Consider the following 24,130-nt stretch of genomic DNA (forward strand, 5'->3'; position numbering starts at 1 on the left):
GTTCAGCCGGCCAGCTTGGCGGCGACGAAGTCCACCAGGGAGCCGACGGTGGCGAAAGTCGCGCCGTCGATCTCATCGTCGTCGGTGACGATGCCCAGCTGTTCTTCCAGTCCGGTGATGAGGCTGACCACGGCCATCGAATCGAGCTCCGGCACGGCGCCCAGCAAAGGCGTTTCGCGGGTGAAGGTGGCGCTGCGGCCATCCAGACTCAGGACCTCGTCCAGAATCCTCAGGACATGCTTTTCTGTGCTCATTCGGCTGCTTCGGTTGTAGGGCGCGGGGATTGCGCCAGCGGGCATCGCTAGTGGCGTTGCGGCGCGCGATCTTATCAGGCCGAAATGGCGCGATTTCCCTCTGTCAGCCCCCCTGCTCCTGGGGGGGAAGAGGTAGTTTTCACGCGCGGCACGAAAGCGCGGCGCCCAATCGCGTGCACACTCCCGCCTGCTCGCGTGCGGCACTGGGGCGGCTGGGTTCAGCCCGGGGGCCATGCGCTACATTTTGAGCTCTTGTTTTCTGGCCTGCCTATTTGCTTGGTGAAGCATGACTGAATCTAGTTCCGTGCCCGTTCGGGAAGCCCATTTGCTGCATGAGTTGATTCTGGTGAGCGCCGCGCGCACGCCCGACGCCCTGGCCTTGACCGCCGGCTCGACCCATTTGCGCTATGCAGAGCTGGCCGATCAGGTGCGCTCCTTCAGCCAGGGGCTGATGGGCACGGGCCTGGCGCGCGCCAGCCGCGTGGGCATTTATCTGGACAAGCGCATCGAGACGGTGGTGGGCAGCTTTGGCGCACCGGCAGCCGGCATGGTGTTCGTGCCCATGAACCCCTTGCTCAAGCCCGAGCAGGTCGGTTTCATCATGGCCGACTGCGCTGTCAGCGTGCTGCTCACCTCGCCCGAGCGCTACGCCTTGCTGCAACCCACACTTGCGCAAGGCAGCAGCCTCAAGCACATCGTGCTGACCGAAGGCGCGGACGCCACGCTGCCCCCGCCACCCGAGGGCGTGCGCCTGCACAGCTGGGCCGAGTTCATGGCCGCCCCGGCCTGCGCCGGCCACCGCGTCATCGACACCGATATCGTCGCCATCCTCTACACCTCGGGCTCCACCGGTCGCCCCAAAGGTGTGGTGCTCTCGCACCGCAATATGGTGGCCGGCGCCAAGAGCGTGGCCAGCTACTTGGAAAACCATGCGCAGGACACCTTGCTGGCAGCGCTGCCTTTGTCCTTCGATGCTGGCTTCAGCCAGCTGACCACGGCGTTCCACTCGGGTGCGCGCGTGGTGCTGCTGAATTACCTGATGCCGCGCGATGTGCTCAAGGCCATGGAGCGCGAGAAGGTCACTGGCCTGACTGCAGTGCCACCGCTCTACATCCAGCTCTCGCAGCTGGAGTGGCCGGCCGCGATCAACGAGAACCTGCGCTATTTCGCCAACACTGGTGGCCGCATGCCGCGCGAAACCTTGGATCTGCTACGCCAGCGCGTGCCGGCTGCCAAGCCCTTCCTGATGTACGGCCTGACCGAGGCCTTCCGCTCGACCTATCTGCCGCCGGAAGAGGTGGACCGCCGGCCCGACTCCATCGGCAAGGCCATCCCCAACGCCGAGATCCTGGTGCTGCGCGAGGACGGCAGCGAATGCGCGCCCGATGAGCCGGGCGAGCTGGTGCACCGCGGCGCCCTGGTGGGCCTGGGCTATTGGAACGACGCCGAGAAAACGGCTGAGCGCTACAAGCTGCTGCTGGCCGGCGTGGGAGGGCGCGAAGGCGGTCTGCAGCTGCCCGAGTACGCCGTGTTCTCGGGCGACAACGTGCGCCGTGACGCCGAAGGTTTCCTCTACTTCATTGGCCGCCGCGACGAGATGATGAAGACCTCGGGCTACCGCGTGAGCCCGACCGAGGTGGAAGAGATCCTTTACGCCACCAAGCTGGTCGGCGAGTGCGTGGCCTTCGGCGTGGACCACCCGACGCTGGGCCAGGCCATCCAGGTCATCGCCACGCCGCCGGCCGGCGCGGAAGCGCTGGACCTGGCCGCGCTGCAAGCGCAGTGCCGCCTGCATATGCCCGCCTATATGGTGCCCGCAGGCATCGAGGCCCAGCCCGGCCCGCTGCCGCGCAACCCGAACGGCAAGATCGACCGCAAGCTGCTGTCCACCGCCTGGGTCGAGCGCCAGCAGACTTCGGCCTGAATGACCACTGATTGACCGCTGATCGACCGCTGAGCCGCCACCCATTCCCAGAAGACGTTCCCGAACCCACCATGTCTGACGCCACGCCCACCCCCAAGCGCGCTCCGGTGCACGCCCCCATGACCCAGTTCCCGCAAGCGGCCGACGGCTCGCTGCAGATCGGCGGTCAAAGCCTGAGCCTGCTGGCCGAGCGCGTGGGTCAGACTCCGTTCTATGCCTACGACCGTGGCCTGTTGCGTGAGCGCGTGGCCCAGTTGCGCGCTGCCCTGCCCAAGCAGGTCAAGCTGCACTATGCGATGAAGGCCAATCCGCTGCCCGCCGTGGTGGGCTGGATGGCCGGTTTGGTCGACGGCATCGACGTGGCCTCGGCCGGCGAGTTGCAAGTGGCGCTCAATGCCGGCGCCGATCCGGTCGAGATCAGCTTTGCCGGCCCCGGCAAGCGGGACATCGAGCTCCAACAAGCCGTGGCGGCTGGTGTGCTGGTCAATGTGGAGTCAGCAAGAGAGCTGCCAGTGCTGGCCGCTGCGTCCCAGCGTTATGGTCTGCCGGCCCGCGTGGCCGTGCGTGTCAACCCCGACTTCGAGCTCAAGGGTTCGGGCATGAAGATGGGCGGCGGCCCCAAGCAATTCGGCATCGACACCGAGCAGATGCCCGAGCTGCTGGCCGAAATCGGCCGCCTGGGCCTGGCCTTCGAAGGCTTCCATCTGTTTGCCGGTTCGCAGAACCTGAAGCCGGAGTCCATCTGCGAGGCGCAGCAGAAGTCCTACGAGCTGGCCCTGCGCCTGGCGGCCCTGGCGCCATCGCCGGTCAAGTTCCTGAATTTGGGGGGTGGCTTCGGCATTCCCTATTTCCCGGGCGAGCAGCCACTGGACTTGAGCCCGATCGGCGTCAATCTGCAGCAGCTGGTCGAGCGCGCCGCGGTGGACATGCCGCAAGCGCATCTGGTCATCGAGCTGGGCCGTTATCTGGTCGGCGAGGCCGGCATCTACGTCACCCGCATCGTCGATCGCAAGGTCTCGCGCGGACAGACCTATCTGGTCACCGACGGCGGCCTGAACCACCACCTCTCGGCCTCGGGCAATTTCGGCCAGGTCATTCGCAAGAACTATCCGGTCACCATCGTGCGTCAGCATGGTGCAGCGCCGGTGGCTGAGCGCGAGACCGCCTCGGTCGTGGGCCCACTGTGCACGCCGCTGGACCTGCTGGCGGATCGCATGGACCTGCCGGTGGCCGAGATCGGCGATCTGGCGGTGGTGTTCCAGTCGGGGGCTTACGGCGCCAGCGCCAGCCCCGAGCATTTCCTCGGCCACCCGCGCTGCGTGGAAGTGCTGGTCTGAGTCTCGGTCTCGGACCTCCGGCCCTGTTCAGGGGTTGATGCGCAGCCAGGTCGTTTTCAGCTCCGTGTACTTGTCGAAGGCATGGAGTGATTTGTCCCGCCCGTTGCCGCTTTGCTTGTAGCCGCCGAAGGGCACGGTCAGGTCGTCTTCGTCGTACTGGTTGACGTGCACCGTGCCGGCGCGAAGGGCGCGGGCCACGCGGTGGGCGCGGTCGATGTGGCTGCTCCAGACACTGGCCTGCAGGCCGTAGGGGCTGTCATTGGCCAGGCGCACGGCCTCGGCCTCATCCTTGAAGCGCAGCACGCTCATCACGGGGCCGAAGATCTCTTCGCGGGCGATTTTCATGCCCGGGCTCACGCTGTCAAAAATGGTGGGGGCGACGAAGTAGCCGCCGGTTTCGACGCGTTGCTGTTCGCCGCCGACGACCGCACGCGCGCCCTCGCTGCGGCCCGATTCGATATAGCCCATCACCGTGCCCAGCTGCCCGGCGTCCACCAGGGCACCCATCACCGTGCGCGGGTCCAGTGGGTCACCGGCCTGGTATTTGGGCGCCTCGGCGGCCAGCAGCGCCAGGAACTCATCGGCGATGCTGTCATGGACCAGCACGCGTGAAGGGGCATTGCAGCTCTCGCCCTGGTTGAAGAACATGCTGCCGGCCACGGTTTTGGCGGCGCGCGGCAGGTCGTCGAAATCGGGAAAGACCAGGAAGGCCGACTTGCCGCCCAGCTCGTTGTAGACCCGTTTGAGGTTGCTGCGGCCCGCGTACTCCAGCATCTTGCGGCCCACGCGAGTGGAGCCGGTGAAACCGACGGCATCCACATCCATGTGTAGGGCGAGCGCCTCGCCGGCCTCATGGCCGTAGCCGGGCACCACATTGAAGACCCCCGGCGGCAGGCCGGCGTCCAGTGCCAGTTCGGCCAGGCGCAGCGCCGTCAGTGGCGACTTCTCGCTGGGCTTGAGCACCACCGAGTTGCCGGCCGCCAAGGCCGGCCCCAGCTTCCAGGCGGCCATGATCATGGGGTAGTTCCAGGGCACGATGGCGCCGATCACGCCCATTGCCTCGCGCTGGATCAGGGCCAGGGCATTGGGGCCTGTGGGCGCGATCTCGTCGTAGATCTTGTCGATGGCTTCGGCATACCAGGCGATGCAGCGCGCGGTGGAGGGCACATCGACGGCCAGCGAGTACTGGATGGGCTTGCCCATGTCCAGGGTCTCCAGCAGGGCCAGCTCCTCCTTGGCCGCCAGGATTTTCTCGGAGAAGGCTTGCAGCACCCGCTTGCGCGCGGCCGGCGCGCGGCGGGCCCAGCGGCCGTCGTCAAAGGCCGCGCGGGCCGAGGCCACGGCGGCGTCAATGTCAGCAGCCTGGCCACGCGACACAGCGCCGAGGCTGCGGCCGTTGAGGGGCGAGATGCAGTCGAACTGCAGGCCAGCCTGGGTGTCGACCCGGCGGCCTTCGATGACGGGGCGGCCGTCGATCTGCACGGCGGCGGCGCGCGCGGCCCAGTCGATGCTGGGGCGGGTGGAGGAGGAACTGCTCATGAAAATCCTGTCGTGCTTGCACCAACTCAGAAACTGACCACCACGGAGGAGCCCAGCAGGTGGTTGCGTTTGGCCCATTGTCCGTTGCTCGGGTTGCCGAATACGGCGCGGTTGGCGCCGTCGAGGCGGTACTCGAACTTGAAGATGGTGTTCTGGTTGAAGAGATAGTTCAGCCCCAGGGTCAGGGCATAACGGTTGGCGCCCTTGGAGGCCGTGTCGGGGTCGGGGTTGGCCGCGTCCCAGGCGAAGCCACCACCGCGTCCCAGGCCGTTGCGGCTGTCGTCGCTGCTGTAGCCGAACAGGCCGCCGCCGTTCTTGGCGTTGCGCAGATAGTCCATCCGTGCCACCGCTTCCCAGCGCGGGATGAATTTGTAGCCGACCAGGGTGGACAGCCCGGTCCAGCTGGCGTCGCGCAGTTGGCCGTCTTCGTTGAAGATGGCGCTGCCGCGCTGGCGGCCCCAGCTGATCTGGCCTTGGACCGTCCAGTCACCGCGGATGAAGTAGGCATCGGCCTCGAGCAGGTCGACGCGCGTGTCGCGGCCGTTGGCATCGGCAAAGCGCAGATCACCGTTGGCGTCCACGCCATCGGCGGCGTAGTTGTAGGCCTTGCCATGCAGGCCGGTGAAGCCGAAGCCCTGGAATTCGCCCTTGGCATAGTCGACGCGATAGATGAAGGCCGGGGTCTTGTTGCCCGGGGATTTACGGGCGATGTTGACATTGGCCAGGCCGGCCCGGATCAGCCATTTGCCGCGGGTCAGGTCCAGCGCCGCGCCGGTGTAGGCGGTAGGGGCGGTGAAGTCGAACAGCAGGTTGTGGGTGATCAGCTTGTTGAGCGGAGGCAAGGTCATTTCATAGCCGGTCCAGTCGGGGATCTGGCCCAGCCAGAGCCGGGTTTGCAGGTCGCCCAGCGGGATGTTGACGCTGGCCTCATGGACGATGGAGCCGGTGTTGAAGGTGGCGCCCACGCCGCGTTCGGGTGCCAGGGTCAAGCGCCATTTGGTGCCACCTTCCATTTCCTTCTGAAAATCGATCAGGGCCATGCCGAAGTAGCCGCTGTCGTAGGCGTAGGCATCCTTGTTGAGCAGCTGGAAGCTGCTGCTGTTGTTTTGGCGGTTGTAAATGTAGGTGGGGTCGATGAAGCCGCTGATCTTCAGGTTCTTGGTGCCCATGGCCTCTGCCGAGTCTTCCAGGGCCTCGGTCTTGACGGCGATGCGGTTGAACTCCTGGGCCTGGGCCGGCGTCATGCCCCACTGGGCGCTGCTGGGCGCGGCGGCTTTCTGCTCGGCGGCCTTGAGTTTTTCTTCCAGCTGGCCGACGCGGTCTTTCAGCGCGCGCAGTTCCTTGAGCAGCTCTTCATTGCTTTGCGCCAGGGCCGCACTGGGGTAGGCCGAGGCCAGCGCCAGGCTCAGGGCGGCCAGCAAGGGGGCGGCCGTCTTTGCGTTCGGGGTGGGCTTCATCGCATCTGCTCCTTGGCTTGATTGGGTGGGTATGGGGAGGACGAAAGAGGAATCGGTTCTGTTGAATGGGCAGAGGACTCAAGCGGCCCGCTGTGCGGCCGCCATGTCCAGGCTGCGCCGGCGTTCGGCCCTGGCGATCAGGTAGCTGGCCAGCACCACGCCCAGGGCCACCAGGACGATGATGACCGTGGCCACGGCATTGATGCTGGGGCTGACGCCCAAACGCGCGCGCGAGAAGATCACCAGAGGCAGGGTGGTCGAACCCGGCCCGCTCAGAAAGGCGGAGAGCACCACATCGTCCAGCGAGAGGGTGAAGGTCAGCAGCCAGGCCGACATCAGGGACTGCGTGATCATGGGCAGGGTCACCAGGCCGAAGACCTGCAGCGGTCGCGCGCCCAGGTCCATGGCCGCTTCTTCCAGTTGCGGGTTCAGCTCGGACAGCCGCGCCTGGATCACCACCGTGGCATAGGCCATGCCCAGCAGCAGGTGACCGAGCCAGATGGTCATGGCGCCCCGCTCCGGGAAGCCCAGGGCCCGCTGCAGCGACACCAGCATCAGCAGCAGGGACAGGCCGACGATGACCTCGGGCATCACCAGGGGCGCATTGACCATGCCGGCGAACAAGGTGCGGCCGGTGAAGCGCTTGTACTTGACCAGGGCGAAGGCGGCAAAAGTGCCCAGCAGCACCGAGGCGCAGGCGGTGGCAAAAGCGATCTGCAGCGAAAGCTTGAGGCCGTTCAACAACTCACCGTCCTGCAGCAGCTCGGTGTACCAGCGTGTGGTGAAGCCGCCCCAGACCGAGGGCAGCTTGGAGTCGTTGAAGGAGTACAGAATCAGCGTGAATATCGGCAGGTAGAGGAAGGCAAACACAGCCACCAGCCAGCTGCGCGCGAACCAGCGCGTGGCCTGGGGGCCGAGCAGGGCACGGCGGCTCATGGCTGGCCTCCTTTGCGCGCCGCGGCCGGGCCGGCCTGGCTTTCCGCCTGGTAGCGGTTGAACAAAGCCAGGGGCACGATGATGAGCAGAATCATCACCACGGCCACACTGGAGGCCATGGGCCAGTCGTTGTTGGAGAAGAACTCGTCCCAGAGCACGCGGCCTATCATCAGGGTCTGTGGCCCGCCCAGCAGCTCAGGGATGACGAACTCGCCCACGCAGGGGATGAAGACCAGCATGGAGCCGGCGATGATGCCGGCCTTGGACAAGGGTACGGTGATGCGCCAGAAGGCCTGCCAGGGTGTGGCGCCCAGGTCGCTGGCGGCCTCCAGCAGGCGCAGGTCCAGCTTGGCCAGATTGGCGTAAAGCGGCAGCACCATGAAGGGCAGGTAGGTGTAGACCATGCCCACCACCAGGGAGAAGGGCGTGTTCAAGAGCTTGCCCAGGGCAGGGATCATGCCGGCCGAATAGAGCAGCTGGTCCAGGCCCAGGCCCTCGATGGCCTCGGCCACCCAGCCGTGCTCGCCCAGCAGGCCTTTCCAGGCATAGACGCGCAGCAAGAAGCTGGTCCAGAAGGGCAGCATCACCAGCATCAGCAAGGCCGGTTGCAGGCTGGCCCGGGCTCTGGCCATGAAATAGGCGAAGGGGTAGCCGATCAGCAGGCAGCCCACGGTGGTGATGGCCGCGTACTTGAGGCTGGCCAGATAGGCCTTGAAATAGAGCTCGTCCTCGGTGATGAAGAGGTAGTTGCTGAGCTTGATCGCCACGCGCAGCATGCCGTCCGCATAACTGACCAGATCCTTGAAGTGCACCGTCTCCATCTCGGAGACGCTGATCTTCAGCACGATCAGGAAGGGCAGCGCAAAGAACAGAAGCAGCCAGGCATAGGGCAGGGCGATGACAGCGCTGCGCCCCGTGGGCAGGCGCAGGCGGCGGAGCGGGTTCTTCATGGCGGCCGCGGTCATTGCGTCAGCACCACCTGGGCCGTGGGCGACCAGTGCGCCCAGACCTGCTGGTCCCAGCTCAGCGGGTCGGCGCGGTGGCGCTCCAGATTGCTTTCGCTGACCTTGAGCACCTGGCCGCTGGGCAGCTGCAGGTGGTAAACGGTGAAGGCGCCGAAATAGGACAGGTCGCGCACGGTGGCCCGCACCTGGTTGAACTCGCCCTCGGGTTTTTCGCTGCTGAGGCGGATCTTCTCGGGCCGCAAGGCCACGCTGACCGCCATGCCGGCGGTGCCGGTGATGCCGTGGCCCACATAGTGCTGGCAGTCGGCGCAAGCGATGACCACATGGTCGGGCTCGTCGACGCTGAGCTGGCCGTCCATCAAGTTGACGTTGCCGATGAAGTCGGCCACGAAGCGGGTGGCCGGGGTTTCATAGATGTCGGCCGGTGCGCCCACCTGCAGGATGCGGCCCTCGCTCATCACGGCGATGCGGGTGGCCATGGTCATGGCCTCTTCCTGATCGTGCGTCACCATCACGCAGGTCACGCCCACGCTTTCGATGATGTTGACCAGCTCGATCTGGGTTTGCTCACGCAGCTTTTTGTCGAGGGCACCGAGCGGCTCGTCGAGCAGCAGCAGCTGCGGCTTCTTGGCCAGGCTGCGCGCCAGGGCCACGCGCTGCTGCTGGCCGCCGGAGAGCTGATGCGGCTTGCGCTTGGCGTACTTGCCCAGCTGCACCAGCTTGAGCATGGCCTCGACGCGGCTGGCAATTTCGTCCTTGGGCAGCCCGTCGCGGCGCAGGCCGAAGGCGACGTTGTCCCAGACGCTCAGGTGCGGGAACAGCGCATAGCTCTGGAACATCATGTTGATGGGCCGGGCAAAGGGCGGCAGGCCCGCCAGGTCCTGACCGTTCAGGATGATTCGGCCGCTGGTGGGTGTCTCGAAGCCGGCCAGCATGCGCAGCAAGGTGGTCTTGCCGCAGCCCGAGGAGCCGAGCAGGGCGAAGATCTCGCCCTTGGCAATGTCGATGGACACACGGTCCACCGCGACGGCGCCGCCGCCAAAATCCTTGACCACGTTTTCGATGCGCAGGTAGTTGGTGGACATGGGGTTTGAGAGGTGAATAGGTGAACGGGTGAACAGGGTGATTCGTGAGTTCTGGTGCAGCTGGGTGAGGCTGTAGTTCACCCATTCACGCGTTCACCTGTTCACTGCCAAGTACTTACAGTCCCGTCTTGAAGCTCGTGTAGATGCGCGTCATCTGGCGCCGCACATCGTTGTTGATGGCGTCGGGCGCAGCCATCTTCTTGAGGTCGCTGTCGCTCAGGAACACGCTCGGGTTGTTGGCCACATCGGGCTTGACGAACTTCTTGGCCTCTTTGTTGGGGTTGGCGTAGAAGACCTTGTTGGTCAGGCTGGCGTGCACCTCGGGGCGCAGGATGTAGTTGATGAACTTGTGGGCATTGCCGGGGCGCGGCGCATCGGCCGGGATGACCATCACGTCCATGAAGATGATGCCGCCGCTCTTGGGGATGAGCGCCTCGATCTTCTGGCCGGTCTTGCCGTCGATGGCGCGCTGGCGGGCGATGTTGATGTCACCCGAGTAGCCCATGGCCACGCACAGCGAGCCGTTCGCCAGGTCGTTGATATAGCCCGAGGAGCTGAACAGGCTGACATAGGGCCGCACGCTCTTCAGTAGGGCTGGCACATTGGCGAAGTCGCCGATGTTCTTGGTGTAGGGCGGTTTGCCCAGGTAGTGCAGGGCAGCGGGCACCACCTCGGTGGCCGAGTCGAGGAAGCTCACGCCGCAGCTCTTGAGCTTGGCCATGTACTCGGGCTTGAAGATCAGGTCCCAGGCGTTTTCGGGCATGGGCATGCCGCCCAGCGCCGCCTTGACCTTGTCGACATTGATGCCCACGGTGGAGAAGCCCCAGAGCCAGTTGACGAAGAACTCATTGCCCGGGTCCAGCTTGGCCAGTTGCGCCTGCACCTCAGGGTCGAGGTTCTTGTAATTGGGGATCAGGCTTTTGTCGATCTTGCGCAGCAGGCCACCATCGGCCTGCATCTTGGCCCAGTAGCTCGAGGGCACGACGATGTCGTAGCCGGTCTTGCCGGCCACCAGCTTGGCGTGGACGATCTCGTTGTTGTCGAAATTGTCGTAACGCACCTTGATGCCGGTCTCCTTTTCGAAGTTCCTGATCGTGTCTTCGGCGATGTAGTCGGACCAGTTGTAGATGTTCAGGACCTTCTCTTCCTCTTGCGCTCGGGCCGGACCGGCCGCGGCCAGCAGGGCGAGCAGCGGGGTGAGAGCACAGGCGAAACGACGCAGGGCAGGTGACAGCTTCATGGTGGGGTTCCCGAAAGTTCAGTCTGACAAAGAAGGTGAAGGGTGAGAGGAATCAAGGACAGGATTGCGCCCCAGTCTAGGCATTGGCCGGGCCGCGCCCATCGGCCAAAACCCGGGGCTGTGGCGCGGGCCCCGCTCAGAGCCAACCGCGCTTGCGCAGGTCCTCCAGGGTCAGGTCGAGGCAGCGGCGGATCAGGCCCATCATTTCGTCGACCTGGGCGCGCGTCATCACCAGCGGCGGCGCCACGATCATGCGGTCGCCCACGGCGCGCATGATCAGGCCGTTGCCGAAGCAGTGGCCGCGGCAGACCATGCCCACTTCGAGAGCCTCGTCAAAGGGCGTGGCCGTGGTCTTGTCCTTGACCAGTTGCACCGAGGCCATCATTCCGCAGCTCTGGGTTTCGCCCACCAGCGGGTGATCGTTCAGCTCGGCAAAGCGCTGGGCCAGATAAGGCCCCACATCCTCGCGCACATGGCGCACCACATCGAGTTCGCGCAGCAGGCGGATATTGGCCAGGGCCACGGCGCAGGCGGTCGGGTGGCCGGAGTAGGTGAAGCCGTGGTTGAACTCGCCGCCCTGCTCGATCAGCACCCGGGCCACCCGATCGCCCACCATCACCCCACCGAGCGGGATGTAGCCCGAGCTCACACCCTTGGCAAAGGTCATCAGGTCGGGCTTGGTGCCCATGGTCTCGCAGCCGAACCACTGGCCGGTGCGGCCGAAGCCGCAGATCACCTCGTCGCTGACCAAGAGGATGCCGTATTTGTCGCAGATGCGCTGGATCTCGGGCCAGTAGCTGGCCGGCGGCACGATCACGCCGCCCGCGCCCTGCACCGGCTCGCCGATGAAGGCGGCCACCTTGTCGGCTCCTAGCTCCAGGATCTTGGCCTCCAGCCAGCCGGCGGCCTTGAGGCCGAAGGCCTCGGGCGTCAGCCCGGCCGTCTCGCCGCGCAGGCCAGCGCCATGCTCGAACCAATGCGGCTGGTCGATGTGGGTGATGTTGGGTATCGGCAGGCCGCCCTGGGCATGCATGCCGCTCATGCCGCCCAGCGAAGCGCCCGCCATGGTGGAGCCGTGGTAACCGTTCTTGCGGCCGATGATGACCTGGCGCTCGGGCTGGCCCAGCACATCCCAGTAGCGCCGCACCATGCGCACGATCGTGTCGTTACCTTCCGAGCCCGAGCTGGTGAAGAAGACATGCTGGAACTGCGGCGGGCTGATCTCGGCCAGCACCTCGGCCAGCTCGATGGCCGGCGTGGTGGCGGTCTGGAAAAAGGCGTTGTAGAAGGGCAGCTCCTTCATCTGCGCCGCGGCGGCGTCGATCAGGCTTTGCTGGCCATAGCCGACGTTGACGCACCAGAGGCCGCTCATGGCATCGAGGATTTTGTGGCCCTCGCTGTCCCAGAGGTAGATGTTTTCGGCGCGGGTGATGATGCGCGCGCCCTTGCGCGCCAGGCCCTGGAAATCGGTGAAGGGGTGGAGGAAATGCCGGCTGTCGGCAGCTTGCCAGTCTTGGGTGTTACGGCTGGGAGTGGCTTGAGAGGCGACGGTGGAGATGGCGTTCATGATGTAGATCCTTGGCTCAGTTCAGCGATGCGATGGCGCTCACACATGGAGCAGCAGATGCTCCCGCTCCCAGGGCGAGATCACCTTCATGAACTCGGCGTACTCGATCTCCTTGATCTCCGAATACACGGTGACGAAGGATTCACCGAGCACCGCGGCCAGCTCCTTCTCGGCGCGCAGCAGATTGAGCGCCTCACCGAGGCTGCGGGGCAGCTGGAAGTCGCCGAGGTAGGCATCGCCCTTGCACTCGGGCGTGGGCTCGATGCGGTTCTTGATGCCCAGATAGCCGCAGGCCAGAGTGGCCGCCAGCGCCACATAGGGGTTGGCATCGGCCCCGATCACGCGGTTCTCGATGCGGCGCGCCGCCGGCTCGGCCAGGGGCGAGCGGATGCCCACGGTGCGGTTGTCCGTGCCCCACTGAATGTTGATCGGGGCGGCCGTGTGGCGGGCCAGGCGGCGGTAGCTGTTCACATAGGGCGCGAACAAGGCCATGGCCGCCGGGATGTACTTCTGCAGGCCGCCGATGTACCAGTAGAACTCGGGGCTGGGCGAGCCGTCCTCGTTGCTGAAGAGGTTGCGGCCCGTGGCCTGGTTCACCACGCTTTGGTGGATGTGCATGGCGCTGCCGGGCTCGCCGGCGATCGGCTTGGCCATGAAGGTGGCGAACATGTCATGGCGCAGCGCCGCTTCACGCACCGTGCGTTTGAAGAAGAACACCTCGTCCGCCAGGCCCATGGGGTGGGCATGGAAGAAGTTGATCTCCATCTGCCCGGCGCCCACCTCGTGGATCAAGGTGTCGACATTGAGCTCCATCTTCTCGCAGTACTCGTAGACGTCTTCGAACAGCGGGTCGAACTCGTTGACCGCGTCGATGGAATAGGCCTGGCGCGAGGTCTCGGCCCGGCCCGATCGGCCGATGGGTGGCTTGAGCGGCATGTCGGGGTCGCTGTTTCGGGCGACCAGGTAGAACTCCAGCTCCGGGGCCACCACCGGCTCCCAGCCTTCGGCCGCAAACAGGCCGCAGACGCGGCGCAGCACCGAGCGCGGCGCGAAGGGCACCAGCTGACCATCGCGGTCAAAGCAGTCGTGGATGATTTGCGCCGTCGGGTCGATGGCCCAGGGCACCAGGCGCGCCGTCGTCGGGTCGGCGCGCAAATGCATGTCGCGGTCGTTGGGGCTGATGACGTCGTAGTAAGGGCCTTCTTCCGGGAACTCGCCCGTCACGCCCATGGCCACCACCGCCTCGGGCAGGCGCATGCCGCGGTCTTCGGTGAACTTTTCGCGCGGCAGGATCTTGCCGCGGGCGACACCGGTCAGATCGGGCACCAGGCACTCGATCTCGGTCACACGTTGCGCCTTGAGCCAGGTCTCCAGCTCGCTGAATGTGAAATTGCTGCGATCAACCATCTTGAATCTCCGTGGGTCTTGAGCCCCCGGCCGGCCGCGGCGGCGGCCCGGGTGCCGGGGCATGGGGTCTTGGGAGTTCAGGCGATGGGACCTAGGTCTCGGGGTCGCGCAGCGAGTCGTGCCGGGGTTGGTGGATCTGGTCGCGGTAATCGCGGCAGGCCTGGCCAAAGGCCTGCAGCAAGGCCATGGAATGCGGGTTGTGCGCGGCCTGCCACTCGGGGTGCCACTGCACACAGAGCGAGAAGCCGGGGGCCTCGGCCATGCTGAAAGCTTCGATCAAGCCATCGGGCGCCAGCGCCTCGACGCGCAAGCCCGGCGCCAGGCGCTTGACGCCCTGTCCGTGCAGCGAGTTCACACGGATGCGCGCCTGGCCCAGCAAGGCCTGCAGTCGGCCGCCGGGCTGGATGGCGATCTCGTGCTGGTCGGCATAGGCGATCTCGGGCGGCTGGCCTTCGGGGGCGCGGTGGTCGTGCAAGCCGGTCTGTTCCTGCACAGCCTGGTGAAGGCTGCCGCCCAGGGCCACATTGGCCTCCTGAAACCCGCGGCAGATGGCGAACAAGGGCATGCCGCGCGCCAAGGCCTTGGGGATCAAGGGCAGGGTCCAGGCATCGCGATCCGGGTCCAGGGGCAGGGCGGGGTTGTGCACCGCCTCGTCAAAATGGCTCGGGTGCACATTCGAGGGCGAGCCGGTCAGCAGCACACCGTCGGCCTGGTCCAGCAAGGCATCGAGGTCTTGCAGGTCCAGCGGCGGCACGATCAGGGGCAGGCAGCCGGCCAGACGGACCGCGTCGACGTACTTCTTGCCGGCGATGTGGTTGGGGTAGTCGCCCACCATGCGTTGGCAGGCGGGCACCAGCACCACGGGTTTGCGTGGTGCTGATTGCGGCGGTGCTTGAGGTGCTTCCGCTTGGGGCTTCTTGACCTGTGTCACAGCAGATCCTTCAGTCGGTAGTACGCCATGCCCAGCACCAAGGCCGGCATGCGCATCAGTGTGCCACCGGGGAAGGGCCGGTGGCGCAAGGCAGCAAAACAATCAAAGCGGCTGGCGTCGTCCGCGATCGCCTCGGCCACGAGCTGGCCCGCCAGCCCCGTCAGGGCCAGGCCATGGCCGGAGAAGCCCTGCAGGTAATAGATATTCTGAGCGGTGCCCAGGCGGCCGAAATCGGGGGCGCGGTTCATGCTGATGTCCACAAAGCCACCCCATGCATAGTCCATGCCAATATCGGCCAGTTGCGGGAAGGTGGCCTGCATGCGCGTGGCCATGCTGGCCTTGAGATCGCGCGGCGTGCGGGTGCTGTAGCTGACCCGCCCGCCGTACAGCAGGCGCTGGTCGGCCGTGGGGCGGAAATAGTCGAGCACGAAATTGTTGTCGCACACCGCGCTGCGCGAGGGGATCAGGGCATTCAGGCGCTCGGCTTCGATCGGCGCGCTGCAGCCGATGTAGGTGCCGACCGGCATGATGCGCTGCGTCAGCTGGGGTGCCAGTTCGGGCGCCAGTTCGGGCAGGTAGACATTGCCGGCCAGCAGCGCAAAGCGGGCTCGCAGCTGGCCCTGGCTGCTGCGCAGCGTGAGCCCCGCTTGAGCGCTTATGCCCTGTTCCAGTGCCAGGGCCGGGCTGTGTTCGAACAGCTGCACCGGGGCGGTGCCTGGGCGGCGCGCGGGCTCGCTCAGCAGCTGAGCCAGGCCGCGGCAGTACTTCAGCGGATGCAAATGCCCCGAGGCCGGGTCGTGCACGCCGGCCTGGTAGCGCGGGCTGGCGATCCAGTTGGCCAATTCGTTCTTGGGAATCCAGCGTTGCTCGTAGCCATAGACCTCGGCCATGCCCTGCTGCCAGGCTTGCAGGTCAGCAGCCTTGCGCGCGCTGGTGGCCACGCTCAGAAAACCGTCCTGCCATTCGCAGTCAATGCCGTAGCGCTGGCTGCGCTGACGGATCATCTCGACGGCTTCCAGGCTCATGGCCCAGATGCGGCGCGCCTCAGCGAGGCCCAGCTGGCCTTCGACCTCGGCCATGTCACAGGCCAGGCCAGCCAGTGCCTGGCCGCCGTTGCGGCCGGAGGCGCCGCCGCCGATCTCGCCCGCTTCCATCAGCGCGACGCTGAAGCCTCGCTCGCTCAGCTCCAGGGCGGCCGACAGTCCTGCCAGGCCGCCGCCGACGATGGCCACATCGGCCTCCACCGTGCCCTGCAGCGGCGCGAAGCCGGGGCCTTGCGGCGCGGTGGCCGCGTAATAGCTGTCTCTCGCGAGCTGACGATCGATCTGCAGCAAAGGCATGCAAGCGTGGGTTGGTGAGGGCTCAGGCGGCGCGTTGCAAGGCGCCGCGCACGGTGTCGATCAGGCGATCGATGTGGTGCTTCTCGATAATCAGCGGCGGGCTGAAGGCAATGGTGTCGCCGGTGGTGCGGATCAAGACGCCTTGCTCCCAGCAATCGAGGAAGATCGAGAAGGCGCGTTTGGCCGGCTCGCCCGGCAGCGGCGCCAATTCGACGCCGCCGACCAGGCCCAGATTGCGGATGTCGATCACATGGGGCGCGCCCTTGAGCGAATGCAGGGCTTCGGCGAAGTAGGTCTGCATCTCCGCGGCGCGGGTCAGCAGGCCTTCTTCGGCATACGTGTCCAAGGTCCCCAGGGCCGCCGCGCAGGCCAGGGGGTGGGCCGAGTAGGTGTAGCCGTGGAAGAACTCGATCAGATGCTCAGGCCCCTGCATGAAGGTGTCGTAGATGGACTGCTTGGCGAACACCGCGCCCATGGGCACGGCGCCGTTGGTCAGGCCCTTGGCCACCGTCATCAGATCGGGCGTGACGCCGAAGGTCTGGGCGCCAAAAGGCTGGCCGGTGCGGCCGAAGCCGGTGATGACCTCGTCGAAGATCAGCAGGATGCCGTGCTTGTCGCAGATCTCGCGCAGGCGCTGCAGATAGCCTTGGGGCGGGATCAGCACGCCGGTGGAGCCGGCAATCGGCTCGACGATGACGGCCGCGATGGTGCTGGCGTCATGCAGGGCGACCATGCGTTCCAGATCATCCGCCAGCTCAGCGCCGTGCAAGGGCTGGCCCATGGCGTAGGCATTGCGCGCCGGGTCGTGGGTGTGGCGCAGATGGTCCACGCCGCTGAGCAGGGTGCCGAACATCTTGCGATTGGCCACCATGCCGCCGACCGAGATGCCGCCGAAGTTCACGCCGTGGTAGCCGCGTTCGCGGCCGATCAAGCGCGTGCGCGAGCCTTCACCGCGCACGCGGTGGTAGGCCAAGGCCATCTTCAGCGCGGTCTCCACCGACTCGGAACCCGAGTTGGTGAAGAAGGCCTTGTTCAGGCCGGCCGGCGTCAGCTCGACCAGGCGCTCGGCCAGCTCGAAGGCCTTGGGGTGGGCCATCTGGAAGGGCGGCGCGAAATCAAGCTCGGCCGCCTGCTTCTGGATGGCCTCGACGATGCGCGGCCGGTTGTGGCCGGCGTTGACGCACCAAAGCCCGGCAATGCCGTCCAGCACCTGGCGGCCTTTGTCATCGGTGAAGTACATGCCGTCGGCGCTTGTGAGCAGGCGCGGCGACTTCTTGAACTGCCGGTTGGCGGTGAACGGCATCCAATAGGCGTCCCGCTTCGGGTCCGCACTGGCGGTGGTGCTGGGGGCCGAATCGGGGGCGATGGTCTGGCTCATGACGGGCTCTCCTCAAGTCAACAACTGAGAGCCAGTCTAGAGAGCCTTGCGCGCAATGTGCGAGCGCATTCGCCCCGGTGCTTACCCGAGGTTCTGCACGTTTGTGCCATCATTCAGTGAACGATTCGCACAAAATTCGAAATATGAGTTCAGAAGTGACTTTGGATGCGATTGACCGCGGCATTCTGGCGGCGTTGCAGCGCGATGGCCGCATCAGCAATGTGGAGCTGGCCAAGCTGGTCCATCTCTCGCCCTCGGCCTGTCTGCGGCGGGTCAAACAGCTGGAAGACGCCGGTGTGATCGCCGGCTATGTGGCGCTGCTGAACCCCAAGGCCATCGGCCAACCGGGCACCAGCTTCACCATCATCAATCTGGAGCGGATGACGCCGCAGGCGCTGGGCGCCTTCGAGCAGGCGGTGCGGGACATCCCGGAGATCCTGGACTGCTTCTATGTGGCGGGCACCAATGACTACCTGATGCGCTTTGCCTACAAAGATGCCGAAGACCTGGAGCGCCTGCACAGCGATGTGCTGATGCATCTGCCTGGTGTGGCGCGCAGCAACTCGATGCTGGTGCTGCGCACGGTCAAGAAGACCACGGCGTTTGAGCTTTGAACGCTGAACTTGGAGCCCGGGCCGAGTGGTTTCCGTGCTGTGCGGTGGATCGCGGCAGCGATCCCGCCGGTCTTACATGGCCAGGCCCATCATCAGGGCGGTCAGGCCGAAGCAGCTCAGGGTAGCGGCCAGGCCCAGGGTCTCGGCGACCAGGTTCACTTGCTTGCCGAAGGCAAAGGTGCCGGCCAGGGACGGTTGCTGTTGTTCAGCGTTCAGCAGGTACTGTTGCGATTGAGCGAGGAAGGCGGGAGTTGCAGTCATGATGATGTTTTGTCTCTGTAGCGACACCCCTGTGGGTGACTTCGAGCGCAATTATCAATGACATCCGTGAAAACCCTATGACAAAAATCAGGGTTTCTACTTAATTGGTAAAACTTCACTTGAAGTCTTGGCTGGCTGGAGCAGAGGCAGCAACTGCACCACCAGCAGGCTGCCCAGGATCAGGGCGCAGCCGGCGAGGCCCGCCGGGGCCAGGCGGTCCCCCATCAGCCAGTAGCCAAACAGTGCGGCAAACAAGGTCTCCGAGGACAGCACGATGGCGGCGTCGGCCGCATGGGCATAGCGCTGCGCCACCACCTGGGCGGTGAAGGCCACGCCGACCGACAGAATGCCGGTGTACAGAATCGGCGTGGCAGCGGCCTGGATGCCGGCGCCGCTGAAGGGCTCGAACAGCAGCCCCCAGATCAAGGCCAGCAGGCCGCAGACGAAAAACTGGCCGCAGGCCACGAGAAAGGGCGCCGCCATGCGGTCCGCGACGCGGCCGATCAGCAGCACATGCAGGCCCCAGGGCAGGGCCGAGGCGATCACCCAGCTGTCGCCGAGGCCGATCTCCAGGCTTTGCGCGCCCGAGAGCAGAAAAGCGCCGACCAGGCAGGCCAGCGCGCCGGGCCAGACCGACCAATGCGGCAGCTGGCGCAGCAGCAACCAGCCCAGCACCGGCACCAGGGGCACGTAGAGTGCGGTCAGAAAGCCGGCATTGGTGACCGTGGTGTACTTGATGCCGATCTGCTGCATGGCTGCACCCAGGGTCAGCAGCATGCCAAGGCCCAGGATCTTCAGGCCGTCATCGCGGTTCAGCGCCAGCTGCCGCCCGGCCAGGTAGTTCCACTCGCGCCAGGCCAGAGGCAGCACGACCAGGGCGCCGACCAGAAAGCGCAGGCCGGTGAACATCATCGGCCCCAGCTCCTGCATGCCGTGGCTTTGCGCCACAAAGGCCGAGCCCCAGATCAGGGCGATGAGGGTCAGCAGGAGATTGGCTTGGATGCGGCTCAAGAGATGGGGCTTTCCGTGCAAGAGGCGGGGGTCAACTGGCGTGATCGTTTCGAATGGCTTGGCGGCCAAAAGGAAACGGCGCCGATTATCGCGGCGCCGCTCCAAGCCAGAGCTGAGCTCAAGCCAAAACTGGGGTCAGAGTGATTTTCCGCGTCTGGCCGAAATCACTCCGCTCAGTTCAGCTCATTCAGCCATCCTCATCATTCCTCGCGGCCACCAAAAATGCCCAGCAGCGACAGCAGAGACTGGAATACGTTGTACAGGCTCAGGTACACGCTCAGCGTGGCGGTGATGTAGTTGGTTTCTTCGCCGTCTTGCACGCGCTTGAGGTCGTACAGGATGAAGGCCGAGAAGATGCCAATCGCCAGCACCGACAGCGTGATCATCAGCGCGCTGGACTTCAGGAAAATGTTGGCAATGCCCGCCACCAGCAAGAGGATCATGCCGATGAAGAGGAATTTGCCCATGCTGCTCAGGTCACGCTTGATCACCGTGGACAGCGAGGCCATGCCCAGGAAGATGGCGCCCGTGCCCGCGAAGGCCGTCATGATCAGCTCGGCGCCATTGCCCAGGCCCAGGACCGCACCCACCAGGCGCGACAACATCAGGCCCATGAAAAAGGTGAAGCCCAGCAGCACAGGCACGCCCGCGGCCGAGTTCTTGGTCTTCTCGATGGCGAACATGAAGCCGAACGCACCGGCCATGAAGACGATCAGGCCGACCATGGGCGACATGGCCTTGGACAGGCCGGTGGCCACGCCCAGCCAGGCACCCAGCACCGTGGGCACCATGGACAGGGCCAGCAGCCAGTAGGTGTTGCGCAGCACGCGGTTGCGTTCGCGGCGCAGCGCGCCTTCGTTGAGGCCGGTGGAGACGGCAGAGAAAGATCCGAAGTTCGGGTTCATGACAGCAACTCCTGTGAGAGTGAGTGAATGAATGGGTTGAAAGAAGAAGGGAAGACCGGGTTGTGAGTTTGATCGACCTCGATCTCGGGCGAGCGAGTCGCGGCCTCAGCCCTTGTCGCTGGCCGCTGCAGCGGCCAAGCGCTTGCCGCGGGCGCGGATGTTGAGGGCCTCAACCGCCAGCGAGAAGCACATCGCGGCGTAGAGGTAGCCCTTGGGCACATGTTGGTCGAAGGCTTCGGCCGTCAGCGCCATGCCCACCATCACCAGGAAGGCCAGAGCCAGCACCTTGACCGAAGGATGGCGGTCCACAAACTCGCCGATCGGTTTGGCCGCGATCAGCATCACGCCGACCGAGGTCACCACGGCCGCCACCATCACGCCGATGCGGTCCACCATGCCCACTGCGGTGATCACGGAATCGAGCGAGAACACGATGTCGATCACGGCGATCTGGCCGATCACCATCCAGAACAGCTTGCGCCCGGCGGCTTTCAGCGCGGCGGCATCGGCCGTCGGCGGGCCGTCCTGCTCATGGGCTTCCACTTCGACAAAGATCTCGTGCGAGGCCTTGTACAGCAGGAACAGGCCACCCAGCAGCAAGACCAGATCTCGGCCGCTGATGCCTTGGCCGAAGACATGGAAGAGATCGGCCGTCAGGCCCATGACCCAGCTCAGCGAGAACAGCAGCAGCAGGCGCGACACCATCGCAAAACCCAGGCCCAGGCGCCGCGCCTGATCGCGCTGCTCCGGCGGCAGGCGGCCGACCAGGATGGAGATGAAGATGATGTTGTCGATGCCCAGGACGATTTCCAGGGCGGTCAGCATCGCGAAGGCGAGCCAGAGATTGGGGTCGAAAAGAAAGTCCATGCGGGCGAGAAAAAGAGGCTAAGGCGGTGCACGAGGCCGCAGCACAGAGGCTGCGAACTGCCGGCGGCAAAAGAAGAGAAAAGCGGGGAGGAAGGACGGCGCCGAATGGAGTCGCTCGCAAGTGGGGCCATTCAGGCCATGGGCGAGCGCAGCAGCTGCGGGCGATCAGCCCCCGCGCGGGCGTGGCGGCCGCTGCAGGCCTTCGAGCCAGGGGGCATCTATCAGGTACGGCAACTTGGCGCCCGGCGGCGACAGGCTTGTGGCACTGAGCTGCAAGCCCGAGGGCGGCAGGCCCAGCTCGGGCGCTTCCAACCCGTCGCCAAGCTCGGCGCCGGTCACTGGGGTGTCGACCGTTGGTTCTACCGTGACCTCGGTCCAGGAAGTGAAACCATCCGCGTCGTTCAAGTCCGTCGCGCAGATGGTTGCGGACTGCTGAGCCGCAATCAGTCCCCAAGCTTGCGCCGGTGCGCTGCCCATCACGAGCAGGCCCAGGGCCAGGCAGAGCGCCAGCCCGAGCTGGAGCCCGCGTGCGCGGCGAAGGATGAAGGCGGAGAACAGGGTCACGGGCCGCAGTTTAGCTGGCCGTGCCGTTGACCGCCTGAGCGGCGTCGGGCGCGCCCGTTCGATCGTTCGAGAAATCCGCCTGAAGGTAGGCCAATTCTTCTTCGCTGAAGCCGGCCGCGCCGCGAGCGCTCAGGTTGAAGGGCGGGCGCAGCCGCGGCGCCTGGTAGTGCTGCACCAGGCCAGGATAAATCGCCACGGGGTCCAGGCCACGCAAGCGGCAGCAGTGGCGGTACCAGCGGTTGCCGATCTCCACATGGCCGATTTCTTCGCGCAGGATGATGTCCAGAATAGCCACCGCCCGTGCGTCGCCGGCGCGGGCCAGCTTGGCCTGCAGCGGCGGCGTGGCATCCAGGCCGCGCGCCTCCAGGGTGCGCGGTACCAGGGCCATGCGGGCCAGCACATCGTCGGCCGTGCGTTCGGCCATGGTCCAAAGGCCGTCATGGGCGTCGAAGTCGCCGTAGCGGTGGCCCAGGCTTTGCAGATGATCGTGCAGCAGGCTGAAATGCTGCGCTTCCTCGGCGGCTACACGCAGCCAGTCGAGGTAGAACTCACGCGGCATGCCGGCAAAGCGCCAGACCGCATCCAAGGCCAGATTGATGGCGTTGAACTCGATATGTGCGATGGCGTGGATCAGCGCGGCCCGGCCTTCCAGCGTGAAGGGCGAGCGGTTCGGCACTTGCAGGGCGGACAGCAAACGCGGCCGCTCCGGTCGGCCCGGCACGCCCTCGGGGCGCTGCAGCCGGGCTTCGGTGTCGAGGGAAAGCCCGTTCTGGGCCTCCAGGTAGAGGGCTTGAGCCGCAGCGGCCTTGTCGGCGGGGGAGATCAGGCAGAGAACGTGCAGGGCACGGGCGCGGCAGTCCAGAGGCATCATGGCCCAATTATCCCGCCAGGGCTTGCCAGGTTCAGGCCGGCAAAGCCCCGGTCGCGCCGTGCCGCCCAGCGGCCCGCTTAAAATAGCGGGTTTTGCCGCGGCCAGGCGCCGTCCGGGAGCACGAGATGGGGATATTCCAGTTGGACGAACACCGGCCCGAAGTCGCCGCCAGCGCCTGGGTGGCCGACAGCGCCCAGATCATCGGCCGGGTGCATCTCGACGAAGATGTCAGCATCTGGTTCAACGCTGTGTTGCGCGGTGACAGCGAACACCTGCACATCGGCCCGGGCTGCAATATCCAGGACGGCTCCGTGCTGCATGCCGACCATGGCTTTCCGCTGCGTCTGGAGGCCGGCGTGACGGTCGGCCACCAGGTGATGCTGCATGGCTGCACGGTGGGCGAGAACTCCTTGATCGGCATTGGCGCCGTGGTCCTCAACGGTGCCCGCATCGGCCGCGACAGCATCGTCGGCGCCGGTGCGCTGGTGACCGAGGGCAAGGCGTTTCCGGACGGCAGCCTGATCGTGGGCAGCCCGGCCAAGGTCGTGCGTGAGCTCACGCCTGAGCAGATCGAAGGCTTGCGTGCCAGTGCCCGCCACTACATCGCCAACGGCCAGCGCTACGCCAGCGGCTTGCAAGACATCAGCGGCGACTATCCCCAGAATTCCAAAGCCAAACCATGAGTGAACTGCATAAATTCCTGTTCGAAGGCCTGCCCGTGCGCGGCATGCTGGTGCGCCTGACCGGCAGCTGGCAAGAGGTGCTTCAGCGCCGCGAGGCGGTGGGCGCGCATCCGCCCGAACTGCGCGCCCTGCTGGGCGAGATGTCGGCCGCGGCCGTGCTGATGCAATCCAACATCAAGTTCAACGGCGCCTTGGTGCTGCAGGTGTTTGGCGACGGCCCGGTCAAGCTGGCCGTGGCCGAGGTGCAGCCTGATCTGAGCTTCCGCGCCACGGCCAAACTGGTCGGTGAGGTGCCGGAGGGCGCCCGGCTTGAAGCCATGCTCAATGTTCATGGCCAGGGCCGTTGCGCCATCACCCTGGACCCCAAGGACAAGTTCCCCGGCCAGCAGCCCTACCAGGGCGTGGTGCCGCTGCACGGTGACCAGCGCGAGCCGCTGCAAAAGCTCTCGGAGGTGCTGGAGCACTACATGCTTCAGTCCGAGCAGCTGGACACGAAACTGGTGCTGTTCGCCAACGACGAGATCGCCGCCGGCCTCTTGATCCAGCGCCTGCCGGTCGAGGGTGAGGCCAATTTGGAAGGGCAGGGCGACACCCTTCGCAACGAAGACGAGATCGGCCTGTCCGACGCCTTCAACCGCATCAGCATGTTGGCTTCCACCCTGACCCGCGATGAACTCCTGGGCCTGGATGCCGAGACCATTCTGCGCCGCCTGTTCTGGGAAGAAAGCGTGCGCCGCTTCGAGCCGCTGGCGCCGCGCTTCGCCTGCAGTTGCTCGCGCGAGCGCGTCAGCCAGATGCTCAAGGGCCTGGGCCGCGACGAGGTCGAAGAGGTGCTGGCCGAGCGCGGCGATGTCGAGATTGGCTGCGAGTTCTGCGGCCTGCAGTACCACTTCGACGCGGTTGATGTTGGCCAACTGTTTGCGCAAGAGCTGGCCCAAGCCGGCGGTAGCGGCACCGTGCAATAAGCCCGGCGACGCTGCGGTCCCCATGCCCC

Annotated in this window: 23 protein-coding genes; 5 read left to right on the forward strand and 18 right to left on the reverse strand. The window is 65.7% G+C overall.

Translation table 11 applies throughout. The features are described from left to right. Positions 1 to 2: 2 nt before the first annotated feature. Positions 3 to 254: an acyl carrier protein gene (locus tag C1O66_RS22670; RefSeq protein WP_102770260.1), complete on the reverse strand. Its 252-nt coding sequence runs from the start codon at positions 252 to 254 to the stop codon at positions 3 to 5. Positions 255 to 540: 286 nt separating this feature from the next. Here C1O66_RS22670 and C1O66_RS22675 point away from each other — a divergent pair, with 286 nt between their 5' ends. Continuing rightward, entirely contained in the window at positions 541 to 2,178 is a 1,638-nt protein-coding gene (locus C1O66_RS22675; RefSeq protein ID WP_102770261.1) for an acyl-CoA ligase (AMP-forming), exosortase A system-associated, read from the forward strand. A gap of 71 nt (positions 2,179 to 2,249) precedes the next feature. After that, the gene (locus C1O66_RS22680) at positions 2,250 to 3,515 is read left to right on the forward strand and encodes a pyridoxal-dependent decarboxylase, exosortase A system-associated (RefSeq protein WP_102770262.1); all 1,266 of its coding nucleotides are present in this window, start codon (positions 2,250 to 2,252) and stop codon (positions 3,513 to 3,515) included. Positions 3,516 to 3,542: 27 nt separating this feature from the next. Here C1O66_RS22680 and C1O66_RS22685 read toward each other — a convergent pair whose 3' ends face one another. The 11 genes from C1O66_RS22685 to C1O66_RS22735 all read right to left on the reverse strand — a co-directional run bounded on the left by C1O66_RS22685 (position 3,543) and on the right by C1O66_RS22735 (position 17,285). Beyond that, complete coding sequence (locus C1O66_RS22685; RefSeq protein ID WP_102770263.1) at positions 3,543 to 5,054, reverse strand: aldehyde dehydrogenase; 1,512 nt, start codon at positions 5,052 to 5,054, stop codon at positions 3,543 to 3,545. 26 nt (positions 5,055 to 5,080) lie between these two features. After that, a complete protein-coding gene (locus C1O66_RS22690; protein WP_102770264.1) occupies positions 5,081 to 6,511 on the reverse strand; it encodes a DUF3138 family protein in 1,431 nt (476 codons plus the stop codon). Positions 6,512 to 6,589: 78 nt separating this feature from the next. Continuing rightward, the gene (locus C1O66_RS22695) at positions 6,590 to 7,447 is read right to left on the reverse strand and encodes an ABC transporter permease (RefSeq protein ID WP_102770265.1); all 858 of its coding nucleotides are present in this window, start codon (positions 7,445 to 7,447) and stop codon (positions 6,590 to 6,592) included. Then, positions 7,444 to 8,397, reverse strand: a complete 954-nt coding sequence (locus tag C1O66_RS22700; RefSeq protein WP_102770449.1) for an ABC transporter permease subunit — start codon at positions 8,395 to 8,397, stop codon at positions 7,444 to 7,446. Before C1O66_RS22700 ends, C1O66_RS22695 begins: the two co-directional genes overlap by 4 nt. A gap of 11 nt (positions 8,398 to 8,408) precedes the next feature. Further along, positions 8,409 to 9,497 carry an ABC transporter ATP-binding protein gene (locus C1O66_RS22705; RefSeq protein WP_102770266.1) on the reverse strand — a complete coding sequence of 363 codons (1,089 nt, stop codon included), beginning with the start codon at positions 9,495 to 9,497 and terminating at the stop codon, positions 8,409 to 8,411. A gap of 115 nt (positions 9,498 to 9,612) precedes the next feature. After that, complete coding sequence (locus C1O66_RS22710; RefSeq protein ID WP_102770267.1) at positions 9,613 to 10,737, reverse strand: polyamine ABC transporter substrate-binding protein; 1,125 nt, start codon at positions 10,735 to 10,737, stop codon at positions 9,613 to 9,615. Positions 10,738 to 10,873: 136 nt separating this feature from the next. Next, positions 10,874 to 12,304: an aspartate aminotransferase family protein gene (locus C1O66_RS22715; RefSeq protein ID WP_102770268.1), complete on the reverse strand. Its 1,431-nt coding sequence runs from the start codon at positions 12,302 to 12,304 to the stop codon at positions 10,874 to 10,876. 39 nt (positions 12,305 to 12,343) lie between these two features. Beyond that, positions 12,344 to 13,711 carry a glutamine synthetase family protein gene (locus C1O66_RS22720; protein WP_102770269.1) on the reverse strand — a complete coding sequence of 456 codons (1,368 nt, stop codon included), beginning with the start codon at positions 13,709 to 13,711 and terminating at the stop codon, positions 12,344 to 12,346. Between the two features lie 91 nt (positions 13,712 to 13,802). Then, entirely contained in the window at positions 13,803 to 14,546 is a 744-nt protein-coding gene (locus C1O66_RS22725; protein WP_102770450.1) for a gamma-glutamyl-gamma-aminobutyrate hydrolase family protein, read from the reverse strand. Positions 14,547 to 14,638: 92 nt separating this feature from the next. After that, the gene (locus C1O66_RS22730) at positions 14,639 to 15,982 is read right to left on the reverse strand and encodes an NAD(P)/FAD-dependent oxidoreductase (protein WP_102770270.1); all 1,344 of its coding nucleotides are present in this window, start codon (positions 15,980 to 15,982) and stop codon (positions 14,639 to 14,641) included. Between the two features lie 22 nt (positions 15,983 to 16,004). Continuing rightward, the gene (locus C1O66_RS22735) at positions 16,005 to 17,285 is read right to left on the reverse strand and encodes an omega-aminotransferase AptA (protein WP_243392956.1); all 1,281 of its coding nucleotides are present in this window, start codon (positions 17,283 to 17,285) and stop codon (positions 16,005 to 16,007) included. Positions 17,286 to 17,503: 218 nt separating this feature from the next. Between C1O66_RS22735 and C1O66_RS22740 the strand changes: the two genes are divergently transcribed. Beyond that, entirely contained in the window at positions 17,504 to 17,974 is a 471-nt protein-coding gene (locus tag C1O66_RS22740; RefSeq protein WP_102770272.1) for an Lrp/AsnC family transcriptional regulator, read from the forward strand. Between the two features lie 72 nt (positions 17,975 to 18,046). Here the strand turns inward: C1O66_RS22740 and C1O66_RS22745 are convergent, their stop codons facing one another. The 6 genes from C1O66_RS22745 to C1O66_RS22770 form a co-directional block, all read right to left on the reverse strand. Continuing rightward, a complete protein-coding gene (locus C1O66_RS22745; protein WP_102770273.1) occupies positions 18,047 to 18,235 on the reverse strand; it encodes a hypothetical protein in 189 nt (62 codons plus the stop codon). A gap of 96 nt (positions 18,236 to 18,331) precedes the next feature. After that, the gene (locus C1O66_RS22750) at positions 18,332 to 19,246 is read right to left on the reverse strand and encodes a DMT family transporter (protein WP_102770274.1); all 915 of its coding nucleotides are present in this window, start codon (positions 19,244 to 19,246) and stop codon (positions 18,332 to 18,334) included. A 200-nt stretch (positions 19,247 to 19,446) separates the two neighbouring features. After that, positions 19,447 to 20,151 carry a Bax inhibitor-1/YccA family protein gene (locus C1O66_RS22755; protein WP_102770275.1) on the reverse strand — a complete coding sequence of 235 codons (705 nt, stop codon included), beginning with the start codon at positions 20,149 to 20,151 and terminating at the stop codon, positions 19,447 to 19,449. Between the two features lie 105 nt (positions 20,152 to 20,256). Further along, on the reverse strand, positions 20,257 to 21,018 hold the full coding sequence (locus C1O66_RS22760; RefSeq protein ID WP_102770276.1) for a TerC family protein: 762 nt from the start codon (positions 21,016 to 21,018) through the stop codon (positions 20,257 to 20,259). A gap of 165 nt (positions 21,019 to 21,183) precedes the next feature. Then, complete coding sequence (locus C1O66_RS22765; RefSeq protein WP_102770277.1) at positions 21,184 to 21,582, reverse strand: hypothetical protein; 399 nt, start codon at positions 21,580 to 21,582, stop codon at positions 21,184 to 21,186. A 10-nt stretch (positions 21,583 to 21,592) separates the two neighbouring features. Beyond that, the gene (locus tag C1O66_RS22770; protein WP_207796060.1) at positions 21,593 to 22,453 is read right to left on the reverse strand and encodes a ferritin-like domain-containing protein; all 861 of its coding nucleotides are present in this window, start codon (positions 22,451 to 22,453) and stop codon (positions 21,593 to 21,595) included. 125 nt (positions 22,454 to 22,578) lie between these two features. Here C1O66_RS22770 and C1O66_RS22775 point away from each other — a divergent pair, with 125 nt between their 5' ends. After that, the gene (locus tag C1O66_RS22775) at positions 22,579 to 23,136 is read left to right on the forward strand and encodes a gamma carbonic anhydrase family protein (RefSeq protein WP_102770278.1); all 558 of its coding nucleotides are present in this window, start codon (positions 22,579 to 22,581) and stop codon (positions 23,134 to 23,136) included. Continuing rightward, on the forward strand, positions 23,133 to 24,101 hold the full coding sequence (hslO, locus tag C1O66_RS22780) for an Hsp33 family molecular chaperone HslO (RefSeq protein ID WP_102770279.1): 969 nt from the start codon (positions 23,133 to 23,135) through the stop codon (positions 24,099 to 24,101). The genes C1O66_RS22775 and hslO overlap by 4 nt, the downstream gene beginning before the upstream one ends. The last annotated feature ends 29 nt before the right edge of the window (positions 24,102 to 24,130 follow it).

The sequence above is a fragment of the Paucibacter aquatile genome, assembly GCF_002885975.1.
In the GTDB taxonomy this organism is placed as follows: domain Bacteria; phylum Pseudomonadota; class Gammaproteobacteria; order Burkholderiales; family Burkholderiaceae_C; genus Paucibacter_A; species Paucibacter_A aquatilis.

Coding starts and splice junctions, on each gene's coding strand:
- C1O66_RS22670 (WP_102770260.1), bottom strand. CDS start 254: ATGAGCACAGAAAAGCATGTCCTGAGGATTCTGGACGAGGTCCTGAGT.
- C1O66_RS22675 (WP_102770261.1), top strand. CDS start 541: ATGACTGAATCTAGTTCCGTGCCCGTTCGGGAAGCCCATTTGCTGCAT.
- C1O66_RS22680 (WP_102770262.1), top strand. CDS start 2,250: ATGTCTGACGCCACGCCCACCCCCAAGCGCGCTCCGGTGCACGCCCCC.
- C1O66_RS22685 (WP_102770263.1), bottom strand. CDS start 5,054: ATGAGCAGTTCCTCCTCCACCCGCCCCAGCATCGACTGGGCCGCGCGC.
- C1O66_RS22690 (WP_102770264.1), bottom strand. CDS start 6,511: ATGAAGCCCACCCCGAACGCAAAGACGGCCGCCCCCTTGCTGGCCGCC.
- C1O66_RS22695 (WP_102770265.1), bottom strand. CDS start 7,447: ATGAGCCGCCGTGCCCTGCTCGGCCCCCAGGCCACGCGCTGGTTCGCG.
- C1O66_RS22700 (WP_102770449.1), bottom strand. CDS start 8,397: ATGAAGAACCCGCTCCGCCGCCTGCGCCTGCCCACGGGGCGCAGCGCT.
- C1O66_RS22705 (WP_102770266.1), bottom strand. CDS start 9,497: ATGTCCACCAACTACCTGCGCATCGAAAACGTGGTCAAGGATTTTGGC.
- C1O66_RS22710 (WP_102770267.1), bottom strand. CDS start 10,737: ATGAAGCTGTCACCTGCCCTGCGTCGTTTCGCCTGTGCTCTCACCCCG.
- C1O66_RS22715 (WP_102770268.1), bottom strand. CDS start 12,304: ATGAACGCCATCTCCACCGTCGCCTCTCAAGCCACTCCCAGCCGTAAC.
- C1O66_RS22720 (WP_102770269.1), bottom strand. CDS start 13,711: ATGGTTGATCGCAGCAATTTCACATTCAGCGAGCTGGAGACCTGGCTC.
- C1O66_RS22725 (WP_102770450.1), bottom strand. CDS start 14,546: ATGGTGGGCGACTACCCCAACCACATCGCCGGCAAGAAGTACGTCGAC.
- C1O66_RS22730 (WP_102770270.1), bottom strand. CDS start 15,982: ATGCCTTTGCTGCAGATCGATCGTCAGCTCGCGAGAGACAGCTATTAC.
- C1O66_RS22735 (WP_243392956.1), bottom strand. CDS start 17,285: ATGCCGTTCACCGCCAACCGGCAGTTCAAGAAGTCGCCGCGCCTGCTC.
- C1O66_RS22740 (WP_102770272.1), top strand. CDS start 17,504: ATGAGTTCAGAAGTGACTTTGGATGCGATTGACCGCGGCATTCTGGCG.
- C1O66_RS22745 (WP_102770273.1), bottom strand. CDS start 18,235: ATGACTGCAACTCCCGCCTTCCTCGCTCAATCGCAACAGTACCTGCTG.
- C1O66_RS22755 (WP_102770275.1), bottom strand. CDS start 20,151: ATGAACCCGAACTTCGGATCTTTCTCTGCCGTCTCCACCGGCCTCAAC.
- C1O66_RS22760 (WP_102770276.1), bottom strand. CDS start 21,018: ATGGACTTTCTTTTCGACCCCAATCTCTGGCTCGCCTTCGCGATGCTG.
- C1O66_RS22770 (WP_207796060.1), bottom strand. CDS start 22,453: ATGATGCCTCTGGACTGCCGCGCCCGTGCCCTGCACGTTCTCTGCCTG.
- C1O66_RS22775 (WP_102770278.1), top strand. CDS start 22,579: ATGGGGATATTCCAGTTGGACGAACACCGGCCCGAAGTCGCCGCCAGC.
- hslO (WP_102770279.1), top strand. CDS start 23,133: ATGAGTGAACTGCATAAATTCCTGTTCGAAGGCCTGCCCGTGCGCGGC.